This window comes from Maledivibacter halophilus, from assembly GCF_900167445.1.
Taxonomy (GTDB): domain Bacteria; phylum Bacillota; class Clostridia; order Peptostreptococcales; family Caminicellaceae; genus Maledivibacter; species Maledivibacter halophilus.
Window position 1 is genome coordinate 18,539 of the sequence record NZ_FUZT01000014.1, and the last position, 24,876, is coordinate 43,414.

The 24,876-nt window shown below is 31.7% G+C and carries 21 protein-coding genes and 1 tRNA gene; 1 reads left to right on the forward strand and 21 read right to left on the reverse strand.

Annotated features, from left to right (window positions below; translation table 11 throughout):
* From dmpG to B5X81_RS21650, 17 genes are all read right to left on the reverse strand, one after another.
* Complete coding sequence (gene dmpG / locus B5X81_RS21570; RefSeq protein ID WP_079494820.1) at positions 1–1,014, reverse strand: 4-hydroxy-2-oxovalerate aldolase; 1,014 nt, start codon at positions 1,012–1,014, stop codon at positions 1–3.
* Entirely contained in the window at positions 1,014–1,901 is an 888-nt protein-coding gene (locus B5X81_RS21575; protein ID WP_079494821.1) for an acetaldehyde dehydrogenase (acetylating), read from the reverse strand. Before B5X81_RS21575 ends, dmpG begins: the two co-directional genes overlap by 1 nt.
* A gap of 47 nt (positions 1,902–1,948) precedes the next feature.
* Positions 1,949–2,743 (reverse strand): 2-keto-4-pentenoate hydratase, encoded by a 795-nt coding sequence (locus tag B5X81_RS21580; RefSeq protein ID WP_139380430.1) that lies wholly within the window; start codon positions 2,741–2,743, stop codon positions 1,949–1,951.
* Positions 2,744–2,829: 86 nt separating this feature from the next.
* Positions 2,830–3,582: an IclR family transcriptional regulator gene (locus tag B5X81_RS21585; RefSeq protein WP_170917540.1), complete on the reverse strand. Its 753-nt coding sequence runs from the start codon at positions 3,580–3,582 to the stop codon at positions 2,830–2,832.
* A gap of 278 nt (positions 3,583–3,860) precedes the next feature.
* A complete protein-coding gene (locus B5X81_RS21590; protein ID WP_079494824.1) occupies positions 3,861–4,895 on the reverse strand; it encodes a dipeptidase in 1,035 nt (344 codons plus the stop codon).
* Positions 4,896–4,918: 23 nt separating this feature from the next.
* Positions 4,919–5,467 (reverse strand): helix-turn-helix domain-containing protein, encoded by a 549-nt coding sequence (locus B5X81_RS21595; protein WP_079494826.1) that lies wholly within the window; start codon positions 5,465–5,467, stop codon positions 4,919–4,921.
* 20 nt (positions 5,468–5,487) lie between these two features.
* Positions 5,488–6,492, reverse strand: a complete 1,005-nt coding sequence (locus tag B5X81_RS21600) for an ABC transporter ATP-binding protein (protein WP_079494827.1) — start codon at positions 6,490–6,492, stop codon at positions 5,488–5,490.
* Positions 6,492–7,475 (reverse strand): ABC transporter ATP-binding protein, encoded by a 984-nt coding sequence (locus B5X81_RS21605; RefSeq protein WP_079494829.1) that lies wholly within the window; start codon positions 7,473–7,475, stop codon positions 6,492–6,494. Before B5X81_RS21605 ends, B5X81_RS21600 begins: the two co-directional genes overlap by 1 nt.
* Before the next feature lies 1 nt (position 7,476).
* Positions 7,477–8,403: an ABC transporter permease gene (locus tag B5X81_RS21610; protein WP_079494831.1), complete on the reverse strand. Its 927-nt coding sequence runs from the start codon at positions 8,401–8,403 to the stop codon at positions 7,477–7,479.
* A 2-nt stretch (positions 8,404–8,405) separates the two neighbouring features.
* Complete coding sequence (locus B5X81_RS21615) at positions 8,406–9,335, reverse strand: ABC transporter permease (protein WP_079494833.1); 930 nt, start codon at positions 9,333–9,335, stop codon at positions 8,406–8,408.
* Positions 9,336–9,406: 71 nt separating this feature from the next.
* Positions 9,407–11,032 (reverse strand): ABC transporter substrate-binding protein, encoded by a 1,626-nt coding sequence (locus tag B5X81_RS21620; RefSeq protein WP_079494835.1) that lies wholly within the window; start codon positions 11,030–11,032, stop codon positions 9,407–9,409.
* 103 nt (positions 11,033–11,135) lie between these two features.
* Positions 11,136–12,455: a D-serine ammonia-lyase gene (locus B5X81_RS21625; protein WP_079494837.1), complete on the reverse strand. Its 1,320-nt coding sequence runs from the start codon at positions 12,453–12,455 to the stop codon at positions 11,136–11,138.
* A gap of 852 nt (positions 12,456–13,307) precedes the next feature.
* A tRNA-Lys gene (locus B5X81_RS21630) sits at positions 13,308–13,384 on the reverse strand.
* 168 nt (positions 13,385–13,552) lie between these two features.
* Complete coding sequence (locus B5X81_RS21635; protein WP_079494839.1) at positions 13,553–14,686, reverse strand: acyl-CoA dehydrogenase family protein; 1,134 nt, start codon at positions 14,684–14,686, stop codon at positions 13,553–13,555.
* 20 nt (positions 14,687–14,706) lie between these two features.
* On the reverse strand, positions 14,707–15,366 hold the full coding sequence (locus B5X81_RS21640) for a 3-oxoacid CoA-transferase subunit B (protein WP_079494841.1): 660 nt from the start codon (positions 15,364–15,366) through the stop codon (positions 14,707–14,709).
* 19 nt (positions 15,367–15,385) lie between these two features.
* Positions 15,386–16,135 (reverse strand): CoA transferase subunit A, encoded by a 750-nt coding sequence (locus B5X81_RS21645; RefSeq protein ID WP_079494843.1) that lies wholly within the window; start codon positions 16,133–16,135, stop codon positions 15,386–15,388.
* Positions 16,136–16,500: 365 nt separating this feature from the next.
* Positions 16,501–17,901: a sigma-54 interaction domain-containing protein gene (locus B5X81_RS21650; RefSeq protein ID WP_079494845.1), complete on the reverse strand. Its 1,401-nt coding sequence runs from the start codon at positions 17,899–17,901 to the stop codon at positions 16,501–16,503.
* Positions 17,902–18,097: 196 nt separating this feature from the next.
* Between B5X81_RS21650 and B5X81_RS21655 the strand changes: the two genes are divergently transcribed.
* Positions 18,098–19,255 carry a glycosyl hydrolase family 8 gene (locus tag B5X81_RS21655; RefSeq protein ID WP_079494847.1) on the forward strand — a complete coding sequence of 386 codons (1,158 nt, stop codon included), beginning with the start codon at positions 18,098–18,100 and terminating at the stop codon, positions 19,253–19,255.
* A gap of 25 nt (positions 19,256–19,280) precedes the next feature.
* On the opposite strand, the gene B5X81_RS21660 is transcribed toward B5X81_RS21655, so the two are convergent.
* The 4 genes from B5X81_RS21660 to B5X81_RS21675 are packed head-to-tail and all read right to left on the reverse strand — an operon-like array spanning position 19,281 to position 24,869.
* A complete protein-coding gene (locus B5X81_RS21660; protein ID WP_170917541.1) occupies positions 19,281–21,431 on the reverse strand; it encodes a cellulose biosynthesis cyclic di-GMP-binding regulatory protein BcsB in 2,151 nt (716 codons plus the stop codon).
* A gap of 17 nt (positions 21,432–21,448) precedes the next feature.
* The gene (locus B5X81_RS21665; RefSeq protein WP_079494850.1) at positions 21,449–22,705 is read right to left on the reverse strand and encodes a glycosyltransferase; all 1,257 of its coding nucleotides are present in this window, start codon (positions 22,703–22,705) and stop codon (positions 21,449–21,451) included.
* Between the two features lie 12 nt (positions 22,706–22,717).
* Positions 22,718–24,052: a thioredoxin domain-containing protein gene (locus B5X81_RS21670; protein WP_139380433.1), complete on the reverse strand. Its 1,335-nt coding sequence runs from the start codon at positions 24,050–24,052 to the stop codon at positions 22,718–22,720.
* Positions 24,006–24,869, reverse strand: coding sequence for a diguanylate cyclase domain-containing protein (locus B5X81_RS21675; protein WP_170917542.1), 864 nt, complete (start codon positions 24,867–24,869; stop codon positions 24,006–24,008). The genes B5X81_RS21670 and B5X81_RS21675 overlap by 47 nt, the downstream gene beginning before the upstream one ends.
* Between the last annotated feature and the right edge of the window lie 7 nt (positions 24,870–24,876).

Consider the following 24,876-nt stretch of genomic DNA (forward strand, 5'->3'; position numbering starts at 1 on the left):
TTAAACATCCTTTCTTTTGGATAATTCATATGCAACATCCAGAATCATATCCTCTTGACCACCAACTACCTTTCGCTTTCCAAGTTCAACAAGTACATCTATTGGATTAACATTGAATTTCTTTGCAGTTTTAATAGTTGGTAAATAGAAGCTCGAATATATTCCAGTATATCCCAATATTATAGATTCATTAGTTACCTCTAAAGAATGTTGAACAAGGGGACGAACATATTTCTCGCCTGCTTCCATAAGCTTAAATAAATCACAACCTGTTTCAACCTGCATTTTATTAAAGGCAGCAACTGTGGCTTCTGTAGGTGTATTCCCACTTCCGGCTCCCAGTCCTTGAAGAGTTGTATCAACAAAGTCTGCCCCTGATTCATAAGCAGCTAGGGAATTTCCTACGGCTAATCCTAAATTGTTATGACAATGAACTCCAATTGGAACATTTACTGCTTCCTTTAATAATTTCACTCTTTTTGTTATCTCCTCTGGCACCATTGCTCCAGAAGAATCTGCCATATATATGAAATCCACACCATAGCTTTCAGCTATTTTAAATTGCTCTGCCAGTTCCTCTGCTGAAATCATATGGGACATCATAAAGAAGGCAGCCACTTCCATTCCTAACTCTTTACCTAATTTAATATGCTGCATACCAACATCAAGCTCTGTACAATGTACTGCAACCCTAACTAAACGTACTCCACATTCATAGGCTGCCTTCAAATCATCCATAGTACCTAATCCTGGAACAAGTAATACTGCCAATTTTGTATTTTTTAGGCATGAAGCTGCTGCTGTTAAAATATCACGGTCTGCTTCCTTTGCTAATCCATATTGTAATGTAGATCCTCCAATACCAGCGCCATGGCCAACTTCAGCTGCATATACCCCTGACTCTTCAAGCCCCTTGCAAATATTTTTTACATCTTCCACACTATATTGATAATGAATAGCATGACTACCGTCACGTAATGTTGTATCAATAATTTTTACTGGTCTCTTTGTCATTATATTTCACCTCTTTCCCTTAACATTTTATCTGCAAACATTTCAGCCATTTTTAATGCTGATGATGTTTCCATATCCAAGTTTCCTGCATAGCTTGGAAGAAAATCCCCTGCACCATGAACACTTACTGTTGTAGTGATAACACTATTATTTATTATTGGCTCCATTGTTAATTCATATCCTGGCACATATTCTTGTATCCCTTTAACCATTTTCTTTACAGATTTTTTTACCTCTTCAATATCTACATCTTCTTTAGGGATACAAAAAACTGTATTTCTCATTGGTATTTCTGGCACGGCTGGGTTGAAAATTGTAAATACCTTTGATCTATCAGCTCCACCAAGATCCCTAAGGGCCTTTGAAGTTGTTGAGCAGTATTCATCGATATTTGCCCTTGTACCAGGTCCTGCACTTTTACTTGCCACAGTTGACACTACCTCAGCATACTCTACGTCAACCACCTGATTTATAGCATGTACAATAGGTGTAGTCGCCTGGCCTCCACAGGTAATTAAATTTACATTGTTCTCATTTAAACAATCCTTCATATTAACCATTGGTGTTGCTATTTTACCAACTGCTGCTGGAGTCAAATCAATAGCGATTTTCCCCATCTCTGCAAGTACAGGTGCGTGTACCTTTGCATGGGCCTTTGCTGTTGTTGCATCAAATACAATTTCTGCACAGTCTGGATTATTTTTAAGATAATCAATCCCTTCTGCCGATGCAGGTATTCCCAGTTTTTCAGCCCTTTTCAAACCCGCAGACTCCGGGTCAATTCCAATCATTGCCCCCATTTCTAAAACATTGCTTCTCATTACCTTATACATTAGGTCGGTACCAATATTACCGGGACCTAAAATAACAACTTTAATTTTTGCCATTTTAAAACCTCCTTATATTATTGTGCTTTTATATTGAATTTATAGAATTAATCCACAAAGCGAACTGATACACTTCCCAATCCATCGAAAGTGGCCTCAACATAATCATTGGCCTTAACATCGAATACAGGAGTAAAGGAACCAGATAAAATTATTTCTCCCTTTTTAAGATAGATACCAAATTCACTAAGTTTATTAGCTAACCAAGCAACTGAATATGCCGGGTGACCGAAAACCGCGGCTCCCGCAGCAGTTTCCATTACATATCCATTTTTTGTTACTACTAAGCCCATATGCTTTAAATCAAATTTATCTAAACTTTCCATTTTCGTCCCAAGTACTATTTTTGCATTGGAAGCGTTATCAGAAATGGAATCTAATAATTTCATATTCCAATTTTTCATACGGCTATCTACTACTTCTATGCAAGGAATTATTCCCTTTGTGGCATTATATACATCTACTATTGTTACATTGGGACCTTTTAAATCTTCCTTTAATACAAAGGCTATTTCTCCTTCTATTCTAGGTTCAATAAGGGTTGACATTGAAATAGGTGTGTTTTCCATAAAAGTCCCTGCATTTGTTAAAATTCCATAATCAGGTTCAGTTACATTAAATTGTTTTCTCAATTTTTCACTGGTAAAACCAATTTTTTTACCTATTATTACCTCACCATTTTGTTGTTTCAAATCAATTAATTCTAATTGTATAGAATAAGCATCTTGTAAAGTCATATCAGAATATCTATCGGTTATGCTTTTTTCTATGGGCTTTGCATTTTTTTCTGCTTCATATAATTCCTTAGCAATTAATTTAATGTCCTTTTTAGATATGAACATCCCCATCTTCCTCCTTTTTCCGTAATACGGAATTGATTTCCGGTATTATGCTATTAATAAAAAGGCTTTTAGCCTTTTTATTTAAACTAAGAATATAATTTATGGGCAATTTTATTTGCTGTAATTTGTACATTCTTTTTTAATTCCTCAATATTATGAGTTAAACGAGAATCGGGAATAGATAGACTTATGGCTGCAATAGCCTTGCCACTTCTAGATAAAATTGGAGCTCCAATACATATAAGTCCTATTTCAGATTCTTCCATATCAACTGCAACCTTATTCTTTCTTATTTTTTCAAGTTCTTCTTTAAGTTCTTCTTTATCTGTGATTGTTTTTTGTGTTAATTTTACAAAATCTGTTCCTTCTATAAATTTTTCTGTTTTTTCTTTGTCACTAAAGGCAAGCAAAGATTTGCCTACGGATGTTGCATGGATATAATGGGTTCCTCCTTCACCTGGTGTAACGGTTAAAGTTCGATTTGTACTGGTCTTTTGAACACATAAAACCTTATTATTCATATTTATTGCCAGATGAACTGTTTCCCCATATTTATTGGATAACTCATCTAAATAGGGTTTAGATACTTCCTTCAAATGATTTATTATCTTTACTTTACTACCTAGTACATAGGCTTTAAAGCCTAAACTGTATTTATTATTTTTTTCATTTTGATAAATATACCCCATATGCTCTAAAGTAGAAATCAAACGATGTATTGTACTAACTGGATATCCTAGATGATCTCTAATCTCAACTATACCTAATTCATCCCTATCTTTATCAAATAATTCTAATATCTTACCAACCTTTATTACTGATTGAACATAATCCCCCATACTAACCCCTTCCATCTATTTTTAAGTTTTCTGTATAACGGAAACCGTTTCCTTTTTTACATCTTGATTGTACCCTTTTTTTATGTATATGTCAATATAAAATATTTTTTTATAAATTAAATTTAACCTTTTCTTCCAATAATAAAACTCCCCTCATAATAGATAGTTTTATTATCTTAACTGTCTACTATAAAGGGAGTATATCAATCAACAGGTGATTTCCTTTACTTTAAAAGATCCTTTTATTTTATAATAATATAATCTATATAATAAATTTTTTAACCCATTATCCTTTCCAAAACCCTCAAAAAGCTTTTTCCCAATATATTTTCTATTTCTCCATCATCATATCCCTTTTCTACCATCATATCAACTAATTTTACAATGTCTTTATGGGTATTTAAAACATCATAGCTTATCATTCCATTCTTAGGTACTTCCTTTACACCATGTCTTATAAGCTTATCACATAAATCCAGTCCTAACCCCAGATGTTCTGATCCGATTAGGTTTTTAATGTAATCTATATGTTTAAATAAATCCTTCATATTGGCGGTTTTTTTATCTCCTGCAATAATTTTTGCAGCATTAATACCAACTATTCCACCCTTAGAGGCTATTTTTCTTAATTGATCATCTGTAAGATTTCTTTTTATATTGTAAATTTCCCTGGCATTTGAATGGGAGGCAATTATAGGATAATCACTTAATTTAAGTACATCTTCTATTCCTATATCGTTAAGATGGCTTATATCTACTATCATCTTTTTTTCCTTTGCAAATTCTAAAACCTTGACTCCAAACTCTGTAAGCCCACCTTCTGCTCCCCTTTTTACAGGTTCAAAGGTACATCCATCTCCAACTGCATTTCTTCTGGACCAAACAAGGCCCATTCCTCTAACTCCTAATTTATAAAAAACATTTAACAGCTCTAAATCATCTTCCACCGGTTCTAAGCCTTCAAGAGAGATAAAAATACCTATTTTCTTATCTTTTCTCGCCTTATTTATATCATTAATATCTTTGCAAAAAATAAAATTTTCTTTACATTCCTCAATATCTTTTAATATTGCCGATACTTGTCTTAGGGCCAAGTGTAATCCCTTATGGGGTAAGTCTTCATTTTCTATAAAAATAGCAGCTATTACTAAATTTACTCCTCCAGCCTTAAACTCCTCTAAATAATCATTGTTTAAAACATGGGTATATCCCTTTTTCCTTTGCTTCTCAAGTTCAATTCCTATATCCATATGCATATCGACTACAAAGGCTCTATTTAAAATTTCTAAGGATTTTCTCCTAATAAAATCCATAACTAGTCCCCCAATTTTTTATTTTAATAAATGGGAGGTGAAATACAGCTTATTACCTCTGCTACTGTATTTTTAGGATTATAAAGTCTGTGACGGGTATTTTCCTTTATATATAGGCTATCTCCATTTAAAAGATTGTACTTTGTTTCTCCTAAATATATCTCCACCTCACCTCTGATGACAAAAATACATTCATCTGCTGCATGATAAGAAAAATCTTCACTACTCCAGCTAAAGGGATTTAATTTCATAAAAATAATTTCCATATTTGGAGTACCATTTCTTAATCTTGTTGGTGTTAAAAATTCATAAACTATGTCTGTATCCGGTAATTCCAGTTTTATCCTCTTTTCTTTTTTTATATGAATAGCTTTTTTTTCATCTTCTTTTAAAAATTCATATATAGGCACATTTAATACTTTAGCTATTTTTCTCAGTGCAGACAAGGATGGACTAATCAAGTCCCTTTCAATTTGAGACAAATAGCTTGGACTTAAGTTTATTTGCTTAGCCATTTCTACTAATTTAATATTGTTCTTTTTTCTTATCTCTCTGACTCTTTCTCCCAACATAGTATTCCTCCTACCCCTTTTTATATAAATTTTTCACCATAATGACATGCTATATTATGATCAGGCAGAATCTCTCTATACTCTGGTTTCTCACTCTTACATCTTTCCTGACAATAGGGGCATCTCGTATGGAATACACAGCCTTTTGGAGGATTTATGGGGCTCGGTATATCTCCCTGAAGAAGCTGATCACTTTGTAAATTAATGTCTCCATCAATAGAAGGTATTGCATTTAACAGAGCTCTTGTATAGGGGTGTAGAGGCCTATTAAAAATTTCTTCTTTTTCGGCAAACTCCATTGTTTTACCTAAATACATTACCATTACTCTGTTAGAAATATGATTTACAACACTTAAGTCATGAGAGATAAATAATAAGCTAAGCCTAAACTCTTCTTGTAAATCCATTAGTAAATTCAGTACTTGAGATTGTATAGATACATCCAATGCTGAAACCGGCTCATCACATACTAATAGCTTTGGATTTAATGCCATTGCCCTTGCTATACCAATTCTTTGTCTCTGCCCTCCTGAAAACTCATGGGGATACCTTCGAATATAAGATGGGTCTAAACCACATAATTTCATTAATTCTATTGTTCTTTTTAAGCGATATTTTCTATCTCCTACCTTCTGTATATCCATGGGTTCTGCAATAATATCACCTATTGTCATCCTTGGATTTAATGAAGCATAGGGATCCTGAAACATAATTTGAAGCTCTTTTCTAATACTTCTCATTTCATTTTTAGATAAGGACATGAGATTTTTTCCCTGAAATATAATTTCTCCCTCTGTAGGTTCAATTAATCTTAGGGCTGTTCTTCCCAGGGTTGATTTGCCACAGCCTGACTCCCCTACGATTCCAAGGGTCTCTCCATATCTCACATCAAAGGTAACTCCATCAACTGCCTTAACATAAAGCTTATTTCCATTTTCATCTTTTTTATCTGTATTAAACCACTGCTTCAAATTACGTACCTTAAATATAGCATCCTCTTTACTTTTTACATATTCGACACCCATTATTCCACCTCCTGCCACTTAGCACAATATTTCCAACATCTTACTTTTTGGCCCTTGATATCTACAATTTCAGGCATGGATTTCTTACAAATATCCTTTGCGTATTCACATCTTGGAGCAAATAAACAACCCTCGGGTCTATTTTTTAAATTTGGTACCATACCCTTTATTACACTTAACCTTCTTTGTTTATTTCCAATAGTAGGTATAGATCTAATAAGGGCTTCAGTATAGGGGTGAAGGGGACTTTTAAATATATTCTTTACTTTTCCATACTCCATTGCCTTTCCTGCATACATTACAAGTACATTTTCCGATACCTGGGATACTACTCCCAAATCATGGGTAATCATTATAATAGATGTATTGATTTTACTTTTCAGCTGGTTGATCAGTGTCAGTATTTGAGCTTGAATAGTAACATCTAGGGCCGTTGTAGGCTCATCACATATCAATAGCTTAGGATTACAGGAAAGTGCCATAGCAATCATAACCCTTTGCCTCATTCCTCCTGACATCTGATGGGGATATTCATCAATTCTTTTCTCCGGCGCAGGAATGTTTACAAGCTTTAACATTTCTATTGTCTTTTCTCTTGCTTCTTTTTTATTTAGTTTTTGATGAAGTTTAATATTTTCCATAATCTGATTTCCTATTGTATAAACAGGGTTAAGGGATGTCATTGGCTCCTGAAAAATCATTGCAATCTCATTACCACGGATTTTTCTCATTTCCTTTTTTGTTTTATTTAATAAATTTTTGCCCTCAAATATAATTTCTCCTCCAGCTATTTTACCAGGATTTTCCAAAAGCTGCATAATAGACAATGCAGTCTGACTTTTCCCGCTGCCTGATTCTCCAACTATACCTAGAGTTTCTCCCCTCTTTAAAGAAAAACTCACATCATCGATAGCACGAACAACTCCTTCATCTGTAAAAAAATATGTTTTTAAATTATTAATCTGGAGTAATTTTTCTGACATCTTAATTTCCACCCCCCTGGTTTTTTAATTTTGGATCTAAAGCATCCCTTAATCCATCGCCCAACATATTAAAGGCCAATACCGTAATCATAATCGCAATTCCTGGAAATATACTGTAATGGGGATTTGCCCTTATATATGCCCTAGCTGCATTAATCATGGCTCCCCAACTGGCAGTAGGAGGTTGTACTCCTAGACCTAAAAAGCTTAAACTTGCTTCATACATAATATCCGCCGGTATATTCAATGTGACTATAACGATAATTGTAGATAAGCAATTAGGTATTAAATGTTTGAATATAATCCTCATACCTCCACCTCCACTGGCAATAGAAGCTTCTACATATTCCTTTTCCTTTAATTGCATTATTTGCCCACGTATAACCCTTGCAACCGATGTCCATCCAACAAAACCAATTGCAATAAATAAATTTATAATTCCAGGGCCTAGTACAAACATAATAGCCAGGGCAAACAAAATTTGTGGAAAGGAAGCAAATATTTCAATAAGTCTTGATATAATCATATCTGCTTTTCCGCCAAAATACCCTGCAATGGATCCTAATATAACTCCAATGGTTATAGCTATAGCTTCAGCAATTATACCTACACTAAGGGATATTCTTGCCCCATAAATAATCCTTGATAGAATATCTCTGCCAAATTCATCTGTACCAAAAATATGCTCTGACGAAGGCTTTTGCATTATATTATATACATCTTGCTCCGCAGGATCATAAGGAGCAATTAAAGGTGCGAATATGGCCATAAGCACAAGAGCTATTAAAACATACATACTAATCATGGCAAATTTATTTTTCTTCAGTCTTTTTACTGCATCTTCATAAAAGCTGGAATAGATGATTTCCTCTCCTGTTTCAAGCTCAATTTCTAAATCTCTTTTTTTGAATAAATTCTTTATTCCCATTCTTATGCTCCTTTCGCTGTTCTGACTCTAGGGTCTAACACACCATAGAAAATATCAATTAATAAGTTTATAATTACAAAAACCGCTGCTATATAAACAACACATCCTTGAATCACAGGTATATCCCTTGTCATAATTGCATCAATCATGAGTTTTCCAAGTCCTGGTATAGAAAAAACAGTTTCAGTAAGCATAGAGCCTCCAAGAATAAACTTAACGGTTAAGCCCGTAAAGGTAATGATAGGTACAGAAGCGTTTTTAAACACATGCTTCATTACCACAATAAACTCATGAATACCTTTAGAACGAGCGGTTCTTACATAGTCTTGGGTCATTGCATCCAGCATACTAGTTCTTGTTAATCTAGCAATGGATGCAGCATATCTTGTTCCCAAGGCAATACTGGGAAGTATAAAGGCTCCAGGTGCATCAATACCTGAAATAGGTAATAAATCAAATTTGAGCCCAAATATAATTTGAAGTATAATGGCCACCCAAAAAGCTGGTGATGATATTCCTACCATAGTAATTAGCATAATTAGCCTATCGATTATAGTACCACGATAAACTGCTGCAATTGTGCCAACAGATATTCCAAAGAGAATTGCAAAGCCCAATGCATAGGTTCCAATCTTAAAAGTAACTAGAAAAGCCCTTTTAATCATTACAATTACTTCTTCCCTTTCAAAATAGGAAGTTCCAAAATCCCCCATAACAGCATTTTTTACAAAATCCACATATTGTATAGTAAGAGGCCTATCCAATCCAAGCTCATGTCTTATTCTTTCAATAGTAGCCGGATCGGCTTTTTTCTCTAACATCATTGATGCTGGATCTCCAGGTATTATATTTAACAGAGTAAAGGTAACTAAGGTTACACCTATTAAAACAATAAATGCCTGGATAAGCCTTTTTAATATATATCGCTTCAAATTGTTTTTCCTCCCTTCAAAACCTCTTTAATAAAATCCGAGGCTACTATAAAAGTAGCCCCTTTTTACTCTTACTTTAAATCTGTATTATAAAATCTAAAGGTAAAGTTTTGCATTTCTAGTCCATCCACATTATCGGCCTCCATATAAAATGCCTTTGGAGTATATAATGGAGAGTGAGGTAAATCTTCATGTACTACCTTGTAATCTAATTTCTTATAAAGTTCTTCTCTTTCTTCTCTATTTGCAATTCTTCTACCTTCTTCAGCTAATTTATTGAATTCTTCATTTTTATAATTGCTGGAGAAGAAAACACTATTTTCTTTATACAAGAATGTATATAGGAAATTATCAGGATCTACATAATCGGCATACCAAGTCAAAATAGGCATTTGAATTTCTCCACGCTTCCTTAAGTCTACATAGCTAGGCTTATCTACTTGTTGTATATTTAAAGTGATACCTGCTTCTTTAAGCTGTGCCTGTAATACCGTGAATACACCTACCAGCTTATTTTTTTCTGAAACTACTGATGTAAGTTCTACTCCATCGGGATAACCTGCCTCTGCCAATAATTCCTTTGCTTTTTCTGGATTATATTCAAGTTCTGGTGCATCAGGATCATATCCTAACACTCCTGGAGGAAGCATACTCTTAGCAGGAGACACATTTCCTTTAAGATAATTTTCTGCCAGGGATTTTCTATCCACAGCTAAGCTTACTGCCTTTCTTACCCTTACATCATCTAGAGGTGGTTTTTCATGATTTAATGTCAATGCAATAATTCCTATTAAATTCTGCTCTCTCAATTTATCTTTAAGTTTTTCGTCATCTTTGTATTGATCCACTAAGCTTTCCTGTACCCTTGCAAGATGAATATTTCCCTTTTCAAATTCCAGTAATGCTGTATTTGCTTCCATATTTAGAAAATGTAATTCATCAAGCTTAGCAACTTCTCCATGATAATCATCAAATCTTTCTAACATTACCTTTACCTTTGGTTGAAATTCCTTTAATTTTAAAGGACCAGTTCCTATATAAGTTTTAAGACCCCAATCCTTTCCATAGCTTTCTGCTTCTTCTGGAAAAATCACCATTTGAGTAGTAGCCATTACTGCTTCAAAGGGAGCATAGGGTTCATAAAGACTGATTTCAAATTTATAATCATCTATTAATTTAAATCCAGAAAGCTCTGTGGCCTCCCCCTCTAGCATTTCCTTTGAACCTTTAATCATATCGCAAATCCAAGTATTTACATTTCCAACCGATGGTGTAAATATTCTCTCAAGTGTATATTTAACATCATGGCTTGTAAGCTCACTACCATCATGGAATTTTATCCCCTTCTTTAATTCAAAGCTGTAGGTTAAACCATCTTCTGATACCTTAGGCATCTCTGTTATAAGAAGCGGATACAATTCATAAGTACCTGTTCTCACTCCTATAAGGGCTTCATGGGTCTGTTCTGAAACCTCAAAAACCTCTGAAGTTGTGAATAAATGGACATCTAACCCTGTTAAAGCTCCTAAATCATTACCATACTTAAATATTTTCTTTCCTTCCTTTGGTTCTTGGTTTGAGGCTTCCTGGTTTGAAGTTTCTTTTGCTGTATTATTTTCGTCATTATTTCCACAAGCAGCTAAAGACAACACCATTACCAATGCCAGCATAATTACAATAATCTTTTTTAACTTCATAAAATCTCCTCCTCTTCTTTTACTTTTTTCTTCCTTATATATAGTTAAAGATAACCAACTTTAAGGTATTATAAATTTCAATGTTGGCTACCTATAGGAAGTTTTATAATTTATAACTTGCTTTGTTATAATCCGCCATCATTACATCCTTTGGAACCATTCGTCCTCCTGTTGCCCACACTAAATGGGTTGCTTTATCCATCTTATTCTCTAAATTTATATCACTTAGCAGTTTTTTTCCTTCTTGGGTTGATAACAACATCTTTATTCCCTTAAATCCTGACAGGGCAGAGGGTTCTAGAGCTATATTTTCTGTATCATATAATATTTTTAAAAGGTCATATAGCTCATTGTCCTCAAAGGTGGCAAATCCTGCCACAATAGGCTCTACAAATCTTCCTACAAATTCAGAAGATCGTCCTACAGCCAAGCCATCGGCAATGGTTCTATTACTAAGTCCAATATCCTGAACAGATATATTATTATACATTCCCGTAACCATTCCCAGCAGCATAGAAGCAGATTGCACCGGTTCTACAAATATAGGATGCACATTCTCGCCAAACACCCATTTTAGTCCGAAGGTGACACCACCTGGTCCTCCACCTACTCCACAGGGAAGATATACAAAAAGTGGATGTTCCTGATCAACCAAAATATCCATATCTTCAAATTGTTTTTTTAATCTCAAGGCACTTACAGAATACCCAAGAAACAGCTCCTTGGAATTTTCATCATCGACAAAATGACAATTGGGATCTCTTTGAGCTTCCTTTCTTCCCTGGGCAATGGCATAGGAAAAATCACTTTCATATTCTCTGACAATAACACCTTTACTTCTGAGCATCTCCTTTTTCCATTCCTTTGCGTCACAGGACATATGAACTGTAACCTTAAATCCCAATACTGCACTCATAATACCTATGCTAAGACCCAAGTTTCCAGTAGACCCTACTGCCACACTATACTTATTAAATAAATCTTTAAACTTATCTTCAGCCAATTTCCCATAGTCATCTTCGAGTCTTAACATTCCCGATTCCAAGGCAATTTTTTCTGCAAGGCACAGCACTTCATAAATACCTCCTCTAGCCTTTATGGATCCTGATATAGGAAGGCTGTGATCTCCCTTTAGATAAATCTTTCCTGGTATTTTGATTTTTTCATATTTTTCTATTTCTCTACTGGCTTTTTCAATTTTAAATACTTTGGATTCAATAATTCCCTTTGTTTTTTTTGTATCTTCAAAAACTCTTTGAAAAAATGGTGCAAAACGCTTTAATCTTTTTTCTGCATCAAGTATATCTTCAAACTCCAGCTTAAGGGTGTTCATATCGAATTTATTATTGTAGGAAAGATTATTCCAAAACTGTGGTCTTTCATTTCTCAGATCTTCATATGCTTTTTCGCTTTTTATTTTCACTTCTATATCCACCTCCTATTTCTTTAAAACCGGTAAACTTATATTTTCTTACTTCAGCTTAATTTAGCAATACTTTTTTATATTTTTCATAAAAACTTCTATCATCCAATTCAAGAAATTGAATATTACGAAAATTCAACCTAAACCAATTCTTTTTTCCTGTATTTTCACTATATCAAGACTATATTTACTTATACATATTAGCTTTTGTATCGTATGTTTCCACATTAGACCAACTATTAGTATATATTTGTATCCCTATATCTATAGGTTATAGTTTCATCCTTTAGGTAAATATTTGAACGATATATACCGAAACGATATAATTTGTATTTTTTAATTTCTATCCAGTCCCCCTTTGCTTTTCATTTTTTAAGTATAACTAAATTTTTTGTAATATTTATTATTATATATAAATTATACTACAAGATAATACATTTTTCTTCATAATTATTAAATTTTTATGAAAAAATTATTTTTTATGATTATTTTGTCTTATCAGAAAATACAATCTTACTTATAGTAAAAAAACATGTCAAAAAGGTGCTGGAAAGATCGACAATAAGAAATTGTCAATCTTTCCAGCACCCTTTGATATCTATCCTTTTGCAACATGGTCCTGTGAAATTTCTACTATTATTATTTTCACTCTAACACATAGGATCTTAATATATTTATAAATATATTAACTATACTTTCCATAGTTTGAATTGAAACAGATTAATGCTTTCCATGGGAATTATGGTATCCTTCATAAATAATAGGGCAAGCTAATCCCATAAAAAAACGCATAAAGACCTTTTCTTTATACGTTTAATATCATAAATAATAATTTAATACTAAGAGGAGTATTGGTACTCCATCAGGGGTTCGAACCCTGGACCCCCTGATTAAGAGTCAGGTGCTCTAGCCAGCTGAGCTAATGGAGTACGTGTTTTATTCACCTTACTTTATTTAGTTTACTCCTAAAATATCAATTTGTCTATAAAAATTAATTTCTTTTATAGTTTTATTTCTATTATAATTTTTTTAAATAATTCTCATAAAATATTTAGATGTAGCAAATAATTTATTTGCTACATCTGCTATTTATAATTCTATTTATATCTTCTCAATATTGTACTTCCTATTACCATATTTAAAACCTCTGTTGCTCCAACTCCTATATCTATTAATCTCCCATCCCTATAATATCTCTCTACATCATTATCTTTGTAATATCCATGACCTCCCAATATTTGCATAGCTTCATAGCATATATTCCTTACAGCCTTTGCTGTAAATACTTTGGCAACAGAAGATTCTATAGAATAATTATCACCATAATCTCTTTTAAAACAGGTTTTTTCAAAGAGCCCTTTTGCTGCTTCAAGACTTATATGGCTACTGGCTATTTTTTCTTGTATTGAATAAAGCTTACTTAAAGGTTTCCCAAAGGCCTTTCTATTATTAGCGTGTTTTATAGCTCTTTCCATGGCTGCCTCTGCTATACCTATGCCTATTGCCACCATTCCAAGTCTTCCGCCTGTAAGTCCATCCATGGCAATTTTAAATCCCTTATTTTCTAATCCAATAAGATTTTCATCAGGGATTATGCAATCCTTTAAAACTAAATTAGTAGTAGGTGAACTTCTAAATCCCATCTTATCGGCATAATCAGTTATACTTAAACCTTCTGAATCTTTTTCTACAATAAAAATGCTAATTCCCTTAGCTCCTTGTTCAGGTTCAGTTTTGCATGCCACTAAATAGACATCTGCAATACTGCCATTTGTACAAAAGTATTTTGTACCATTTAACTTCCAGCCTTCTTCTGTTTTTTCAGCAATTGTATTTATTCCCGCAGCATCGGATCCTGCAACTGCTTCACTTATTGAATAGGCTGCCACTCTCTTTCCTTTTATTAAATCCTTTAAATATTTCTCTTTTTGTTCATCTGTTCCATACTTTAACAAAACGTCAACTGCCATCCAGTGTACAATGAACATCAATCCCACTCCAGGGCTGGCCTTTGATAACTCTTTTACCACATTGAAGGAAGTTAAAGAGCTTTCTCCACCACCTTCATATTCTATAGGATAGTGAATTCCCAAAAATTTTCTTTTAACCATGGAATGTAATAATTCCTCTGGAAATCGATTGCTTTCGTCTAGTTCCTTAGAAATTGGTTTTACATATTCTTCAGCAAATTCCTTGGCCTTTACAATAAAATCTTCAGATGTCAAAACCATATAATCACACCTTTTATTTATTAAATTTCCATTTCTTTAAAATCCTCAGAAACTATAAAGTCTGCTTCTGTTATTTCTTTTATTTCCTCTATGGTAAGCCCCGGTGCTATTTCCCTTAATATTAAAATATCATCTCCCACATCAAATACTGCCTTTTCTGTTATAATTGTTTTCACACAGTTTATACCTGTCTTTGGTAAATTAACTTCCTTTTTTATCTTTGAGTTTCCATATTTATCAGTATGGGTTAAGGTTACTACAATTTTTTTAGTTCCATGGGTCAAATCCATTGCTCCACCAATTCCGGGCCACCATAGTCCCTTTCTCTTTACCGCCCAGTTAGCTATATTACCTTTTTGATCTACCTCCAAGGCTCCTAGAATAGTAACATCAATATATCCATTTCTCATTGCTCCTAGGGAAGTTCCTAAGGACATAATAGCTGCTCCAGGTGGAAGTGTAACTGGCTCAGACCCTGCATTTGAAACATCAGAATTTGCTTCTTCATATTTAGGTTTAGGCCCAATCCCAAATGCTCCATTTTCCGTATGCATGATCAAACTTACCCCTTCGGGTAGATAATTTACCGCCTGGGTTGGCATACCAAAACCTAAATTAGCCACCTCACCATCATTCAATTCCAGAGCTGCTCTTTTAGCAATTATTTCTCTTATATTCATCTCAAATCCCCCTTCAAATTTATTCTTCTATGTTCAATTTTCCCTGGGATAACCAAAGCTCACGATAGGTCTTATCCTGCTGCTCAACGGTCTGTCCCTGAACTATTGCATTAACAAAAACACCTGGAGTTCCAACTTTTTCCGGTGAAATAGTTCCAACCGGCACTATTTCATTCACCTCTGCTATTGTGTATTTTCCTGCCATTGCCACATCCGCATTATCATTTAAACTTGTACTCCTATATTCTAAATTTCCTAATTCATCTGCTCTCCAGGCTTTGACTATTGCCACCTCTGCAGTTAAAGCTGGTTCTACAAAACACTTTATCCCATCTACATCAATTACTTTCTTTGGTTTATCAAGATTTTCGAAAAGACCAGGCTGATCCAATATACCTACTCCAACCGGTACCAATACTCCTCCTAGTCCCATTGCCCCGGCTCTAACCTTTTCAATCCAGGTCCCCATTGGGAAAAACTCTTTCATAAGCAGTTCACCTTCAAGATATTCTTTAGTAGACTCTGCAGAAGTACCTACATGGGAAGAAATCAACTCTTTAACTTGTTTGTTTTTATAAAGCATAGATTTTCCAAATCCAGTCATACCTGGAGTCACTGCAATAAGTGTTAAATCCTTTACACCTTTTTCAACTATTTTTTCAATGCACATAATTGGAGAACCAACATCAATAAATCCTCCCAGCATTAATCTTGTACCATCTTTTACAACACTTAAAGCATCATCAATAGACATTACCTTTGACTTCATATAAAAACCTCCTCTTTTATTCTTCTTCATATTTATACAAGCAATTTACATACCAAATATCAATAAATACTTTTTTGAAATTTAATATTTCCTTTACTATTAATTGATTTACAGTTCTTTCAATACTTATATCATATGAACTCATTGGAAAGTAAAAATAAATTGAATCTAAAGACAATCAATTCTTAGAAAATTACCATCAAAATAATTCTCAAAAAAGAAACACCGTCTCCCAAGTGTACATATACATTTCTACATATGTACACTCGGGAGACAGTGTTAAGTTTGTTGCGTGAATTAGAATTTAATATAAATTTCCACCCAAAATAATGAATGCTTTTACATTCCTTCTGGGAAATCTATAGCTATAATTGGATCTCTAACCTTTTAATCTTTTTATATAATGCTGAACGATGAATATTAAGTAGTTTTGCTGCCTTAGACTTATTTCCATTACATTTATTGATTGCTTCAATAATCATTTCTCTTTCAGTTTTTTCTATTGTATAATTAAGATCCTTTTGGTTCTTAATACTTATATTTTTTTCTATTTCGCCATAGAATTCATCATAATTTTCCCAGGGCCTGATGGGAAGTTTATTAATATCTATAATTGCTTCATCGCTATAATTTACAGCTTGCTCCAAAAAATTCTCAAGCTGACGTACATTCCCAGGCCAATTATAATTTTGTAATATTTCAATTGATTCTTTGGTTAAACCTACAGCATCGGAACCTATTTTTTTGTTAATTCTATTTAATAAGCCTTCTACATATAATGGAATATCTTCTACACTTTCTCTTAAAGGAGGCATCTTAATTTCTAAAACCTTCAGTCTATAGTAAAGATCTTCTCTAAACTTTTTTTCTCTAACTAATTCTTGTATATCCTGATTTGTGGCTGAAATAATCCTAACGTCCAAATCAATTGACTCGGTTCCTCCAATTCTTTCAACCTTTTTATCCTGTATTACCTGTAATAATTTAGCCTGCATATAAAATGGCATATCTCCAATTTCATCTAAAAAAATAGTTCCTCCAATGGCCATTTCAAATTTCCCCGGTTTACCCTTCTTTCTAGCACCTGTAAAAGCGCCTTCTACATATCCAAATAATTCGGATTCCAATAAAGTATCAGGAATAGCGGCACAGTTTACCTTAATAAAGGGCCTATCCCTTCTCACTGATCTACTGTGTATTGCCTCTGCCACTATTCCTTTTCCAGTTCCGCTCTCACCTGTTATCAATAAATTGGAACAGGACCTGGCAGCCTTCCTTGCTAACTTTTTTACAAATAACATTCGCTCTGATTCTCCGATTATATCCATACATGTATAAAGATGGTCATTATATGCTCTAAAGATTTCACTGGGATTAGTTAGCTTTCTGCTTACCTGTCTTCCTATTATCATGTCGGGAAAAATAGTCTTAAGTACTGCTCCCACAACATTTTTCCCGTCCTTTATTGGATATCTTGAAATTATAAACTTCTTGCCATTTAATTTAAATATTTCTCCCCAGCTTGAACTTCCTTGAACTATTGTATCGTAAAGTTTGCAATCATCAATAACATCGCATACATATCTCCCCACAACATCTTTTGCATCCAATTCCAATATCTTTAAGAAAAATGAATTGCAAAAAAATATTTTTGTTTCATTGTCTATTGCCAATATGCCTGTAAAATGATTATGTAATAATTCATTTTCAACAAAAAAATTAAAATCTATTTTAGAATTATTGCTTATCAATTCATTGTTAAACATATTATCATCTCCAAAGATATTTTAAGAAAATATGGTAAATTATAGCATAAATTATTGATTTATTATATTATATCACCTGTTTGTTTCTTTGTCATGGCTTATAAACAAGTGAAAATTTCTATAAAATAGTATATAATGGAATTGTCCTAAATTTCAATTGTCCAATTATTTCAATTCTATTTGAATGGAGTATGTTATGATAAAATTTAGAAAAAAAATTATTATAGTATTTAGCTTAATCCTATTATCTTTGCTTTTAATATATCTTACACCCATTGACTTTAAAAAGTTATTTTTGTCTAATATCACCAGGGAAAAAAATATTATATATGATGAGTTGACAATTCCAAAGCCTGAAAAAGAGGCTCTAAAGTTTTTAGCGAAAAAAATGTCAGGACCTGATTTTTCTATTTATACTAACTATATTAATAAAGAAAGTGATAATTCTATAATTGCCACTGGCAAAGACGTATTATCCGAATCCCAGGGTCTATTTTTATTATATCTTTTAAACAGAAACAAAAAAGAAGCTTTTGATACATGCTTTAATTGGACATTGGATAATTTATATCTTGACAATGGCCTATTTTCTTGGATAAAAAGAAAAGATGAGAAAAAAGAAAAGATTAATGCCTTAATTGATGATTTAAGAATTATTAGGACAGCCATACTTGCTTCTGAAAAGTGGAACGAAGATTCATACCTAAAATATATAAAGAATACTTCCAAATCCCTTTTATTAAATAATACTAAGGATTTTACTCCTATAGATTTCTATGATTTAAATACCGGCTCTAAATCAGATTATATAACAATTTCCTATTTGGATTTGTATACAATGAAAAAGTTAATATCCGTAGATTCAGAATGGAAAGAAATCTATTCGTCATCCTATAATATTTTAAAAGGAGGAAAGATTAAAAATACAGGTCTATATAAATATCAATATAATTTGAATGACAAAGAGTATACTCTAGGAGACAATATAAATTTAATTCAATCTGTATATGCGATGATTCATTTAGCAGAAGTAGGTCATTATGATAAAGATGGTATGAATTGGCTATGGGAGGCATATACAAAAAACGGAAAACTATATGCACATTACTGCTATGAATCCTTTAAACCAGTTTCCAAAATAGAATCTACGGCACTATATTCACTGGCTGCAAGACTGTTTTATTTAGCAGGTGAAAATCAGAAAGCCAAAACACTGCTAGAAGAATCCGAAAAATTTCAAATAATTAATCAAGCTTCCAAAGGCTTTGGAAGCTTTGGAAGTGAAAATAATCTACAAATATATTCATTTGACAATTTACAATACATACTTTCTTCATCAATGATATATAAATAGTTTAGAAAATTTCCTGTTTCTAACTTTATTTGTTTCTTCTATTCTTATATAAATACAAAATTAATGATATAAGCATAAATACCAATACTACTCCGGCAAATATCAAATATTCACGGGTATTTCTATTTACTGTCGGTATATCATCTATCACAGGTTTTTCACTTTCTTTTTGAAATCTAAAGTTTAACAAATCTCCTTCCTTACTAACAATTGCCGCATCCCCTGTAAACAAGCTTATTTCTCTTCCATAAAAATACTCAACGGCATCTATTATAGATTTTTTATCTAGGGATGTTATGGTCATTAAGGCCTTTTCATTATTATAAGGAGAAGGCTTTAACTCAATGAAAGTTGAACTTTCATAGGTTTGTGGTAAAAGTTCTATTTTCTCATTTGAAAGAACTCTATTATAGTTATCATTATATTTGAACCATAGGCTCTTATTAATATTTCTAATTTCACTATTTTCATTTGGTGTACCAAATACAATTAGATTATCAGTAGAATACTCCTTTGGTGTATCAAATATAACTAAATCATCGGATTTATAGTTTTCTTCACCACTGTCTCCTCTAGATATTCTAATAATTCCTTTATTCCCTTTTAAACCTATTCCCATCATTTCAGAAATTCTGCCCGCAATTTTTATATCATCCTTTGTAGGAATATCAGGTATTATAATTGTTGTTGTATCAATATTGTTATTTTTTGAAAAAGGTGAAGGTAGATTTTCCAATAACATCAAATTTCTTTCTTGCTGGGAAGCAAAAAAGAAGGAATCGGACTTTATATATGCCCAGGGTTCACTAGCTAAATATTTCTCACATGTTATTATACCATCGGGAATCATTTCAAATTCAACTCTTAAATCATAATAGTTTTCCCTTCTAAATTCCTTAGGTATATATACTTTGAATTCATCTAAATCCCTTTTATTTCTTTCTAGTTTCTTACTGCCAAGGGGCTTACCATTAATATATAATGACACCATGGATTTATCGTAATCCAGATTATCCGAATATCTTAATTTTAAGTTCACATTCGATTCCTCTGCTAATACCTTATTAGATGGTATATTGATCCCTATACTTGTTACCTGCTTATTTCTCCCCTTTATTTCAATTCCATTTAGTCCCAGCTCGCTTAAATAAATATAGTCATCTATTTTTTCTTCTTTTATATCTGTATTGAAATCCCTTGGTATGGATAAATAGGTATCAATCATTTGGCTTTTCAATTCATTATTATTTAATGCCTTTACTGAATTCATAAGACTTTTACCATCATTCGATAAAATTAGAAACACAGGCTTTTGAGATCCACTTAATTCAGTCCTATAGATATTACCTTCATTTCTATTTATTTTTCTACTACTTTTAGTAATATTTCCTATCTCCTGGGGTATATTGTTAAAATTACCCACATATATTAAACCTTCGAAATTAAATATTTCTTCATCTCCATACTTAAACAAGGTAGTTTCTACATCATACCCCTTTTTATATTCCTTCATATGAGAAATCAATGTTAAAGCAGCAGATATTTCATCTTCAGTATAATTTTTAGGAATTATAACTCCTATTCCCTTTGACTCATCTTCATATTTACCTATAAAGGGTCTTGGAAAATCTGATATTTTATCATATAAATTTTTTCTTGAATAATCTATTATATAATTGCTTTTTTTATCTATTACAACCCAGTTGGCTATGTTTTTGTCATCATCACAAGAATTATCTGTTAATCTGGAATTAGTCTTTACCTTTAGTTCATTATATCCTGTATTAATTGTCTCTACAGGTATATCTAGCTGCCAGTTTTTGATAAGCTGATCCTCTTCATCCTTCAATCTTATTGACCTGATTGGAATATTATTCATATAAACAGTTATATATGATATGTCCCTTCTAATTAATTCACTGAACTTTAAGAATAAATTAAATTTAAAATTTTCTACTTCCAGTTCTTTTTCCACATTAAAATACCATTTGCTCTCTGACGAAACACCTCTCAATTCTATATCCCTATTAATTCTATAGATGTATTCTAAATTTCCATTATCCTTTTGATTTATAAGGATTTGCTTTCCTTCCTCTGCCCATATTCCACTTAACCCAAAAACAAATATTACTATCAATAATAGAATTATTTTATATTTGCAAAAGTATTTTCTCATATGTGCCTCCATATATTTTAAAATCTTTCAGTTTTATACCATGTTACTTTTCTATTAAACAGTATATCATTTATGAAACTAGCTAATCCTATTACAGCAACAAGCATCCATAATTTGCAATATGTAAAATACATGATCAGGATTATAATAAAATTTGAAAAGTTAAGTTCTCCCTTTTCTGTTGAACTTGATATCTGTACCGAAAGTACAAAAAGTACATATGCCATAAACCATAATAACAAACTATATCCAACTATATAGGTTTTAATAAATCCTCCAAAGCTTAATACAAATATTAAATCTGATATAAGAGATGCTGTAAAGAAAAAAATATAGATAGATAAATAGTACAATAAATCAAATCTTATAGGCCCTGCTTTTTTATCAAATAAATATTTAAAATTCTTTATTAAAACATAATAATTTCCTTTAATCCACCTCTTCCTTTGCTTTAGCCAAACAGATACTGTTTCAGGCTCTTGCTCCCAAGTGGCGGAATAAGGACAAAATCTTATATGATATCCCATTCTGTATATTCTAAAACTAATCTCTGTATCCTCAGTGATTGCCTTTGTATCCCATCCACCAATCTTTTCCAGAATACTTCTTCTTATAATAAAATTTGTTCCCGGTATTGTACAAAGCTTAAATAGCTGCCACCTTCCGGCCTGGGCCATCCATTGAAAATAGATTCCTTCTAGATTTATAAACCTTGTTAGCAAATTTCTATTCTTATTTCTACACCTAAACTTACCAATAACTGCTCCTGCCTCAGGATCATTTTCTATATCATATACAAGCTCCTTTAAAGCAATTTTTTCTGGCGTATTATCTGCATCATATATTACTATATATTCTCCTCTACTCTCCTTAAATCCTATGTTCAGAGCATTAGATTTTCCCTTTCCACCTATTATATTATCTGTATTTATTATTTTAAAAAATCTACGGGGATTTCTTTCTTTTATATTTTCTAATATTTCCTTAGAATTATCATTTGAATTATCATTTATTACTATAATCTCATATCTGTCATTATCGTATTCTAAATCTAAAATTGATTGAACAGTTTTTTCTATAACCTTTCCTTCATTATGAGCTGGAATCAGTATTGATACAAAGGGATATTCAGATAAAATTCTATCTTTTTTATTTCTATAATGCTTTAAATAATTAATAAATCCACTTGTAACTAAAATCATATTCAAAAGTATAACAAGCCATATTGAGAAAAGAGACATTAGTAATAAATAGTCATAAATATTCTGAAGCATATTTTTCCAACCTCATTTTTTGAAAAATTTTCTTATATCATATTTTCTACCTATAAAAACTTGAATAGCTAAAATTAGAATTATAAATAATAATATTTTAATTACTATTCTTACAGCCTTTGATATATCATAATTTTCTATTTCGCTTTCTTCTTCTTCCAGATTTTCTCCCGTAATTTTTTTCATTTCTCTTTTCCTAAATTCTTCAAGCTCATTTTTTTGATTTTCCTGAGGATTAGAAACATTCTCATCAAAATCAAAATTTTTAAGCTCTAAATAGTAATTTTCTAAATTAAAATCCTCTATGGGAATTTCCTCACTATATAAAATTTTAAGAAAATCATACAACTTCGTTATATCAGTATTAATATCAATATATGCGGTTTCATTATAGCTTACGTTTTCTTGCTTTGTATATGTAAAAATATTTAATTCATTCATGTTTTTTCCATCAATAAAAATATGATTATTTATTTCTTTAGATATTTTAAACAAATTAGTGGTTTCTTGTAATTTACCTTCTTCTTCAGTTACCAGTAAAAATGGCAAGTTTAATCCTTCAAATACATCTCTATTCTTAAATATTTTATCCCTTGAAATTCTGATTCCTAATATATTTATACCATTTTTTCTATATTCTTCTATAGATCTTTTAAATCCTTCTCTAGAATCTAAATTATAGGTTCCTTCTTCATTAAAAATAGGATAATGTATAAAAAACCTTCCACCCATTTCTTCAACATATTTCAATACCTCTATGAATTTTTTATAAGCTGTTATTTCATAGTTTTGATAAATAGGCATTATAACACAAATAAAATTAATGCCTTTATTATTTAAACTTTCTGCTGTATCCATTAGTTTATTGAAATCTGAAAATGGATAAACCTTATCAATAGCTAATAAAAGCTCTTGGGAAGTTTTTTTATTTTTACTTATTCCCTTTTCATCTTTATAAATCTTAAGTCCTTTCTCCCTACAATATTGTAATATATCATTATACTCATTTTCAGAATCAAAGCTTATGTTTGGAGCTATTATAATATCTTCTCCTTTAAATTCCATATCTTTAATCTGATTTGATTTAACTAATAAAACATTATTGTAAATAGATTTCAACTCAATATACAAACTTAATACTTGACTATGTTTTTCACCATAATTATACAAGTTATCATAAACAAGTACATACCTATCTTCTTTTTCTGTAACACCTAGACCAACTATAGTATATAAAGAAACTATCAAAATTAAAACAATAATAAATAGGTATATTTTTTTAAATACCCAATACTCTTTATTAAACATCGTACTCCATATCCTTTTTAGCCATATTAAAAAGCTCATATGGATTATCTATAGTTTCCTCATCATATTTTGCAAGCCCTACTATTACTTCAATTTTCATTTTATTTATTAAGGCCTCTTCTTTAAACTCTATATTCTCAATTCTCTCTTTAAGTCTATTTTCAACCTGTTTTCCACCATTTTCATTTGATAGAAGTATTATTCCAAATAAATTCATATCCCTAAGTATAAATTTTTTATCTTCTTCTCTTAAAAACTTATCGAGTATTTTAGAAAGTTCCATTATAATTTTATTATATTTACTTTCCCCTAATATACTTATAACTTCTCTTTCATATTTTATTTTTATTAACATTAAATAGGCTTCTACTCCATATCTTCTGCTTATATTCATATATCCATGTATTTCATTAAAGAATGACTGAGAGCTTCTAAGTCCAGTATCCTTGTCAATCGTTATAAGCTCTTTATTTTCTTTTTTAAATCTTGCATTTTCCCATTGTATTTCTTTAATTAATTTACCCTTATATGCATACATAATAGTAATAATCGGTAAAATTACAATCCAAAAATAAACATCTGGTGCAATGGGAATGGCTCTGGATATATTTAAGAAAATATGAAAACTAGAATATACAAAATCAAATATTATAGAATACAATATTCCTACAGTTATATTTGTATAATATCCAATTACCATGCCCATTATTGTGAATAAAACAATAAACACATTCATTGGATTTTGGCTTAATCCACCATAAGAAAATGTTATGAGAAGAATAAAAAAGATTGTTATAATTGTAGTATCTAAAATATCAATTCTTTTTGATATGTTATTATCCAGCTTATTTTCCATTCTGTAT

Bases quoted from the DNA above. Each gene is read 5' to 3' on its own strand.
- dmpG (WP_079494820.1), bottom strand. From the start codon at position 1,014: ATGACAAAGAGACCAGTAAAAATTATTGATACAACATTACGTGACGGT.
- B5X81_RS21575 (WP_079494821.1), bottom strand. From the start codon at position 1,901: ATGGCAAAAATTAAAGTTGTTATTTTAGGTCCCGGTAATATTGGTACC.
- B5X81_RS21580 (WP_139380430.1), bottom strand. From the start codon at position 2,743: ATGTTCATATCTAAAAAGGACATTAAATTAATTGCTAAGGAATTATAT.
- B5X81_RS21585 (WP_170917540.1), bottom strand. From the start codon at position 3,582: ATGGGGGATTATGTTCAATCAGTAATAAAGGTTGGTAAGATATTAGAA.
- B5X81_RS21590 (WP_079494824.1), bottom strand. From the start codon at position 4,895: ATGGATTTTATTAGGAGAAAATCCTTAGAAATTTTAAATAGAGCCTTT.
- B5X81_RS21595 (WP_079494826.1), bottom strand. From the start codon at position 5,467: ATGTTGGGAGAAAGAGTCAGAGAGATAAGAAAAAAGAACAATATTAAA.
- B5X81_RS21600 (WP_079494827.1), bottom strand. From the start codon at position 6,492: ATGGGTGTCGAATATGTAAAAAGTAAAGAGGATGCTATATTTAAGGTA.
- B5X81_RS21605 (WP_079494829.1), bottom strand. From the start codon at position 7,475: ATGTCAGAAAAATTACTCCAGATTAATAATTTAAAAACATATTTTTTT.
- B5X81_RS21610 (WP_079494831.1), bottom strand. From the start codon at position 8,403: ATGGGAATAAAGAATTTATTCAAAAAAAGAGATTTAGAAATTGAGCTT.
- B5X81_RS21620 (WP_079494835.1), bottom strand. From the start codon at position 11,032: ATGAAGTTAAAAAAGATTATTGTAATTATGCTGGCATTGGTAATGGTG.
- B5X81_RS21635 (WP_079494839.1), bottom strand. From the start codon at position 14,686: ATGGTTTTGACATCTGAAGATTTTATTGTAAAGGCCAAGGAATTTGCT.
- B5X81_RS21640 (WP_079494841.1), bottom strand. From the start codon at position 15,366: ATGAATATAAGAGAAATAATTGCTAAAAGAGCAGCTCTGGAATTGAAT.
- B5X81_RS21645 (WP_079494843.1), bottom strand. From the start codon at position 16,135: ATGAAGTCAAAGGTAATGTCTATTGATGATGCTTTAAGTGTTGTAAAA.
- B5X81_RS21650 (WP_079494845.1), bottom strand. From the start codon at position 17,901: ATGTTTAACAATGAATTGATAAGCAATAATTCTAAAATAGATTTTAAT.
- B5X81_RS21655 (WP_079494847.1), top strand. From the start codon at position 18,098: ATGATAAAATTTAGAAAAAAAATTATTATAGTATTTAGCTTAATCCTA.
- B5X81_RS21660 (WP_170917541.1), bottom strand. From the start codon at position 21,431: ATGAGAAAATACTTTTGCAAATATAAAATAATTCTATTATTGATAGTA.
- B5X81_RS21665 (WP_079494850.1), bottom strand. From the start codon at position 22,705: ATGCTTCAGAATATTTATGACTATTTATTACTAATGTCTCTTTTCTCA.
- B5X81_RS21670 (WP_139380433.1), bottom strand. From the start codon at position 24,052: ATGAGCTTTTTAATATGGCTAAAAAGGATATGGAGTACGATGTTTAAT.
- B5X81_RS21675 (WP_170917542.1), bottom strand. From the start codon at position 24,869: ATGGAAAATAAGCTGGATAATAACATATCAAAAAGAATTGATATTTTA.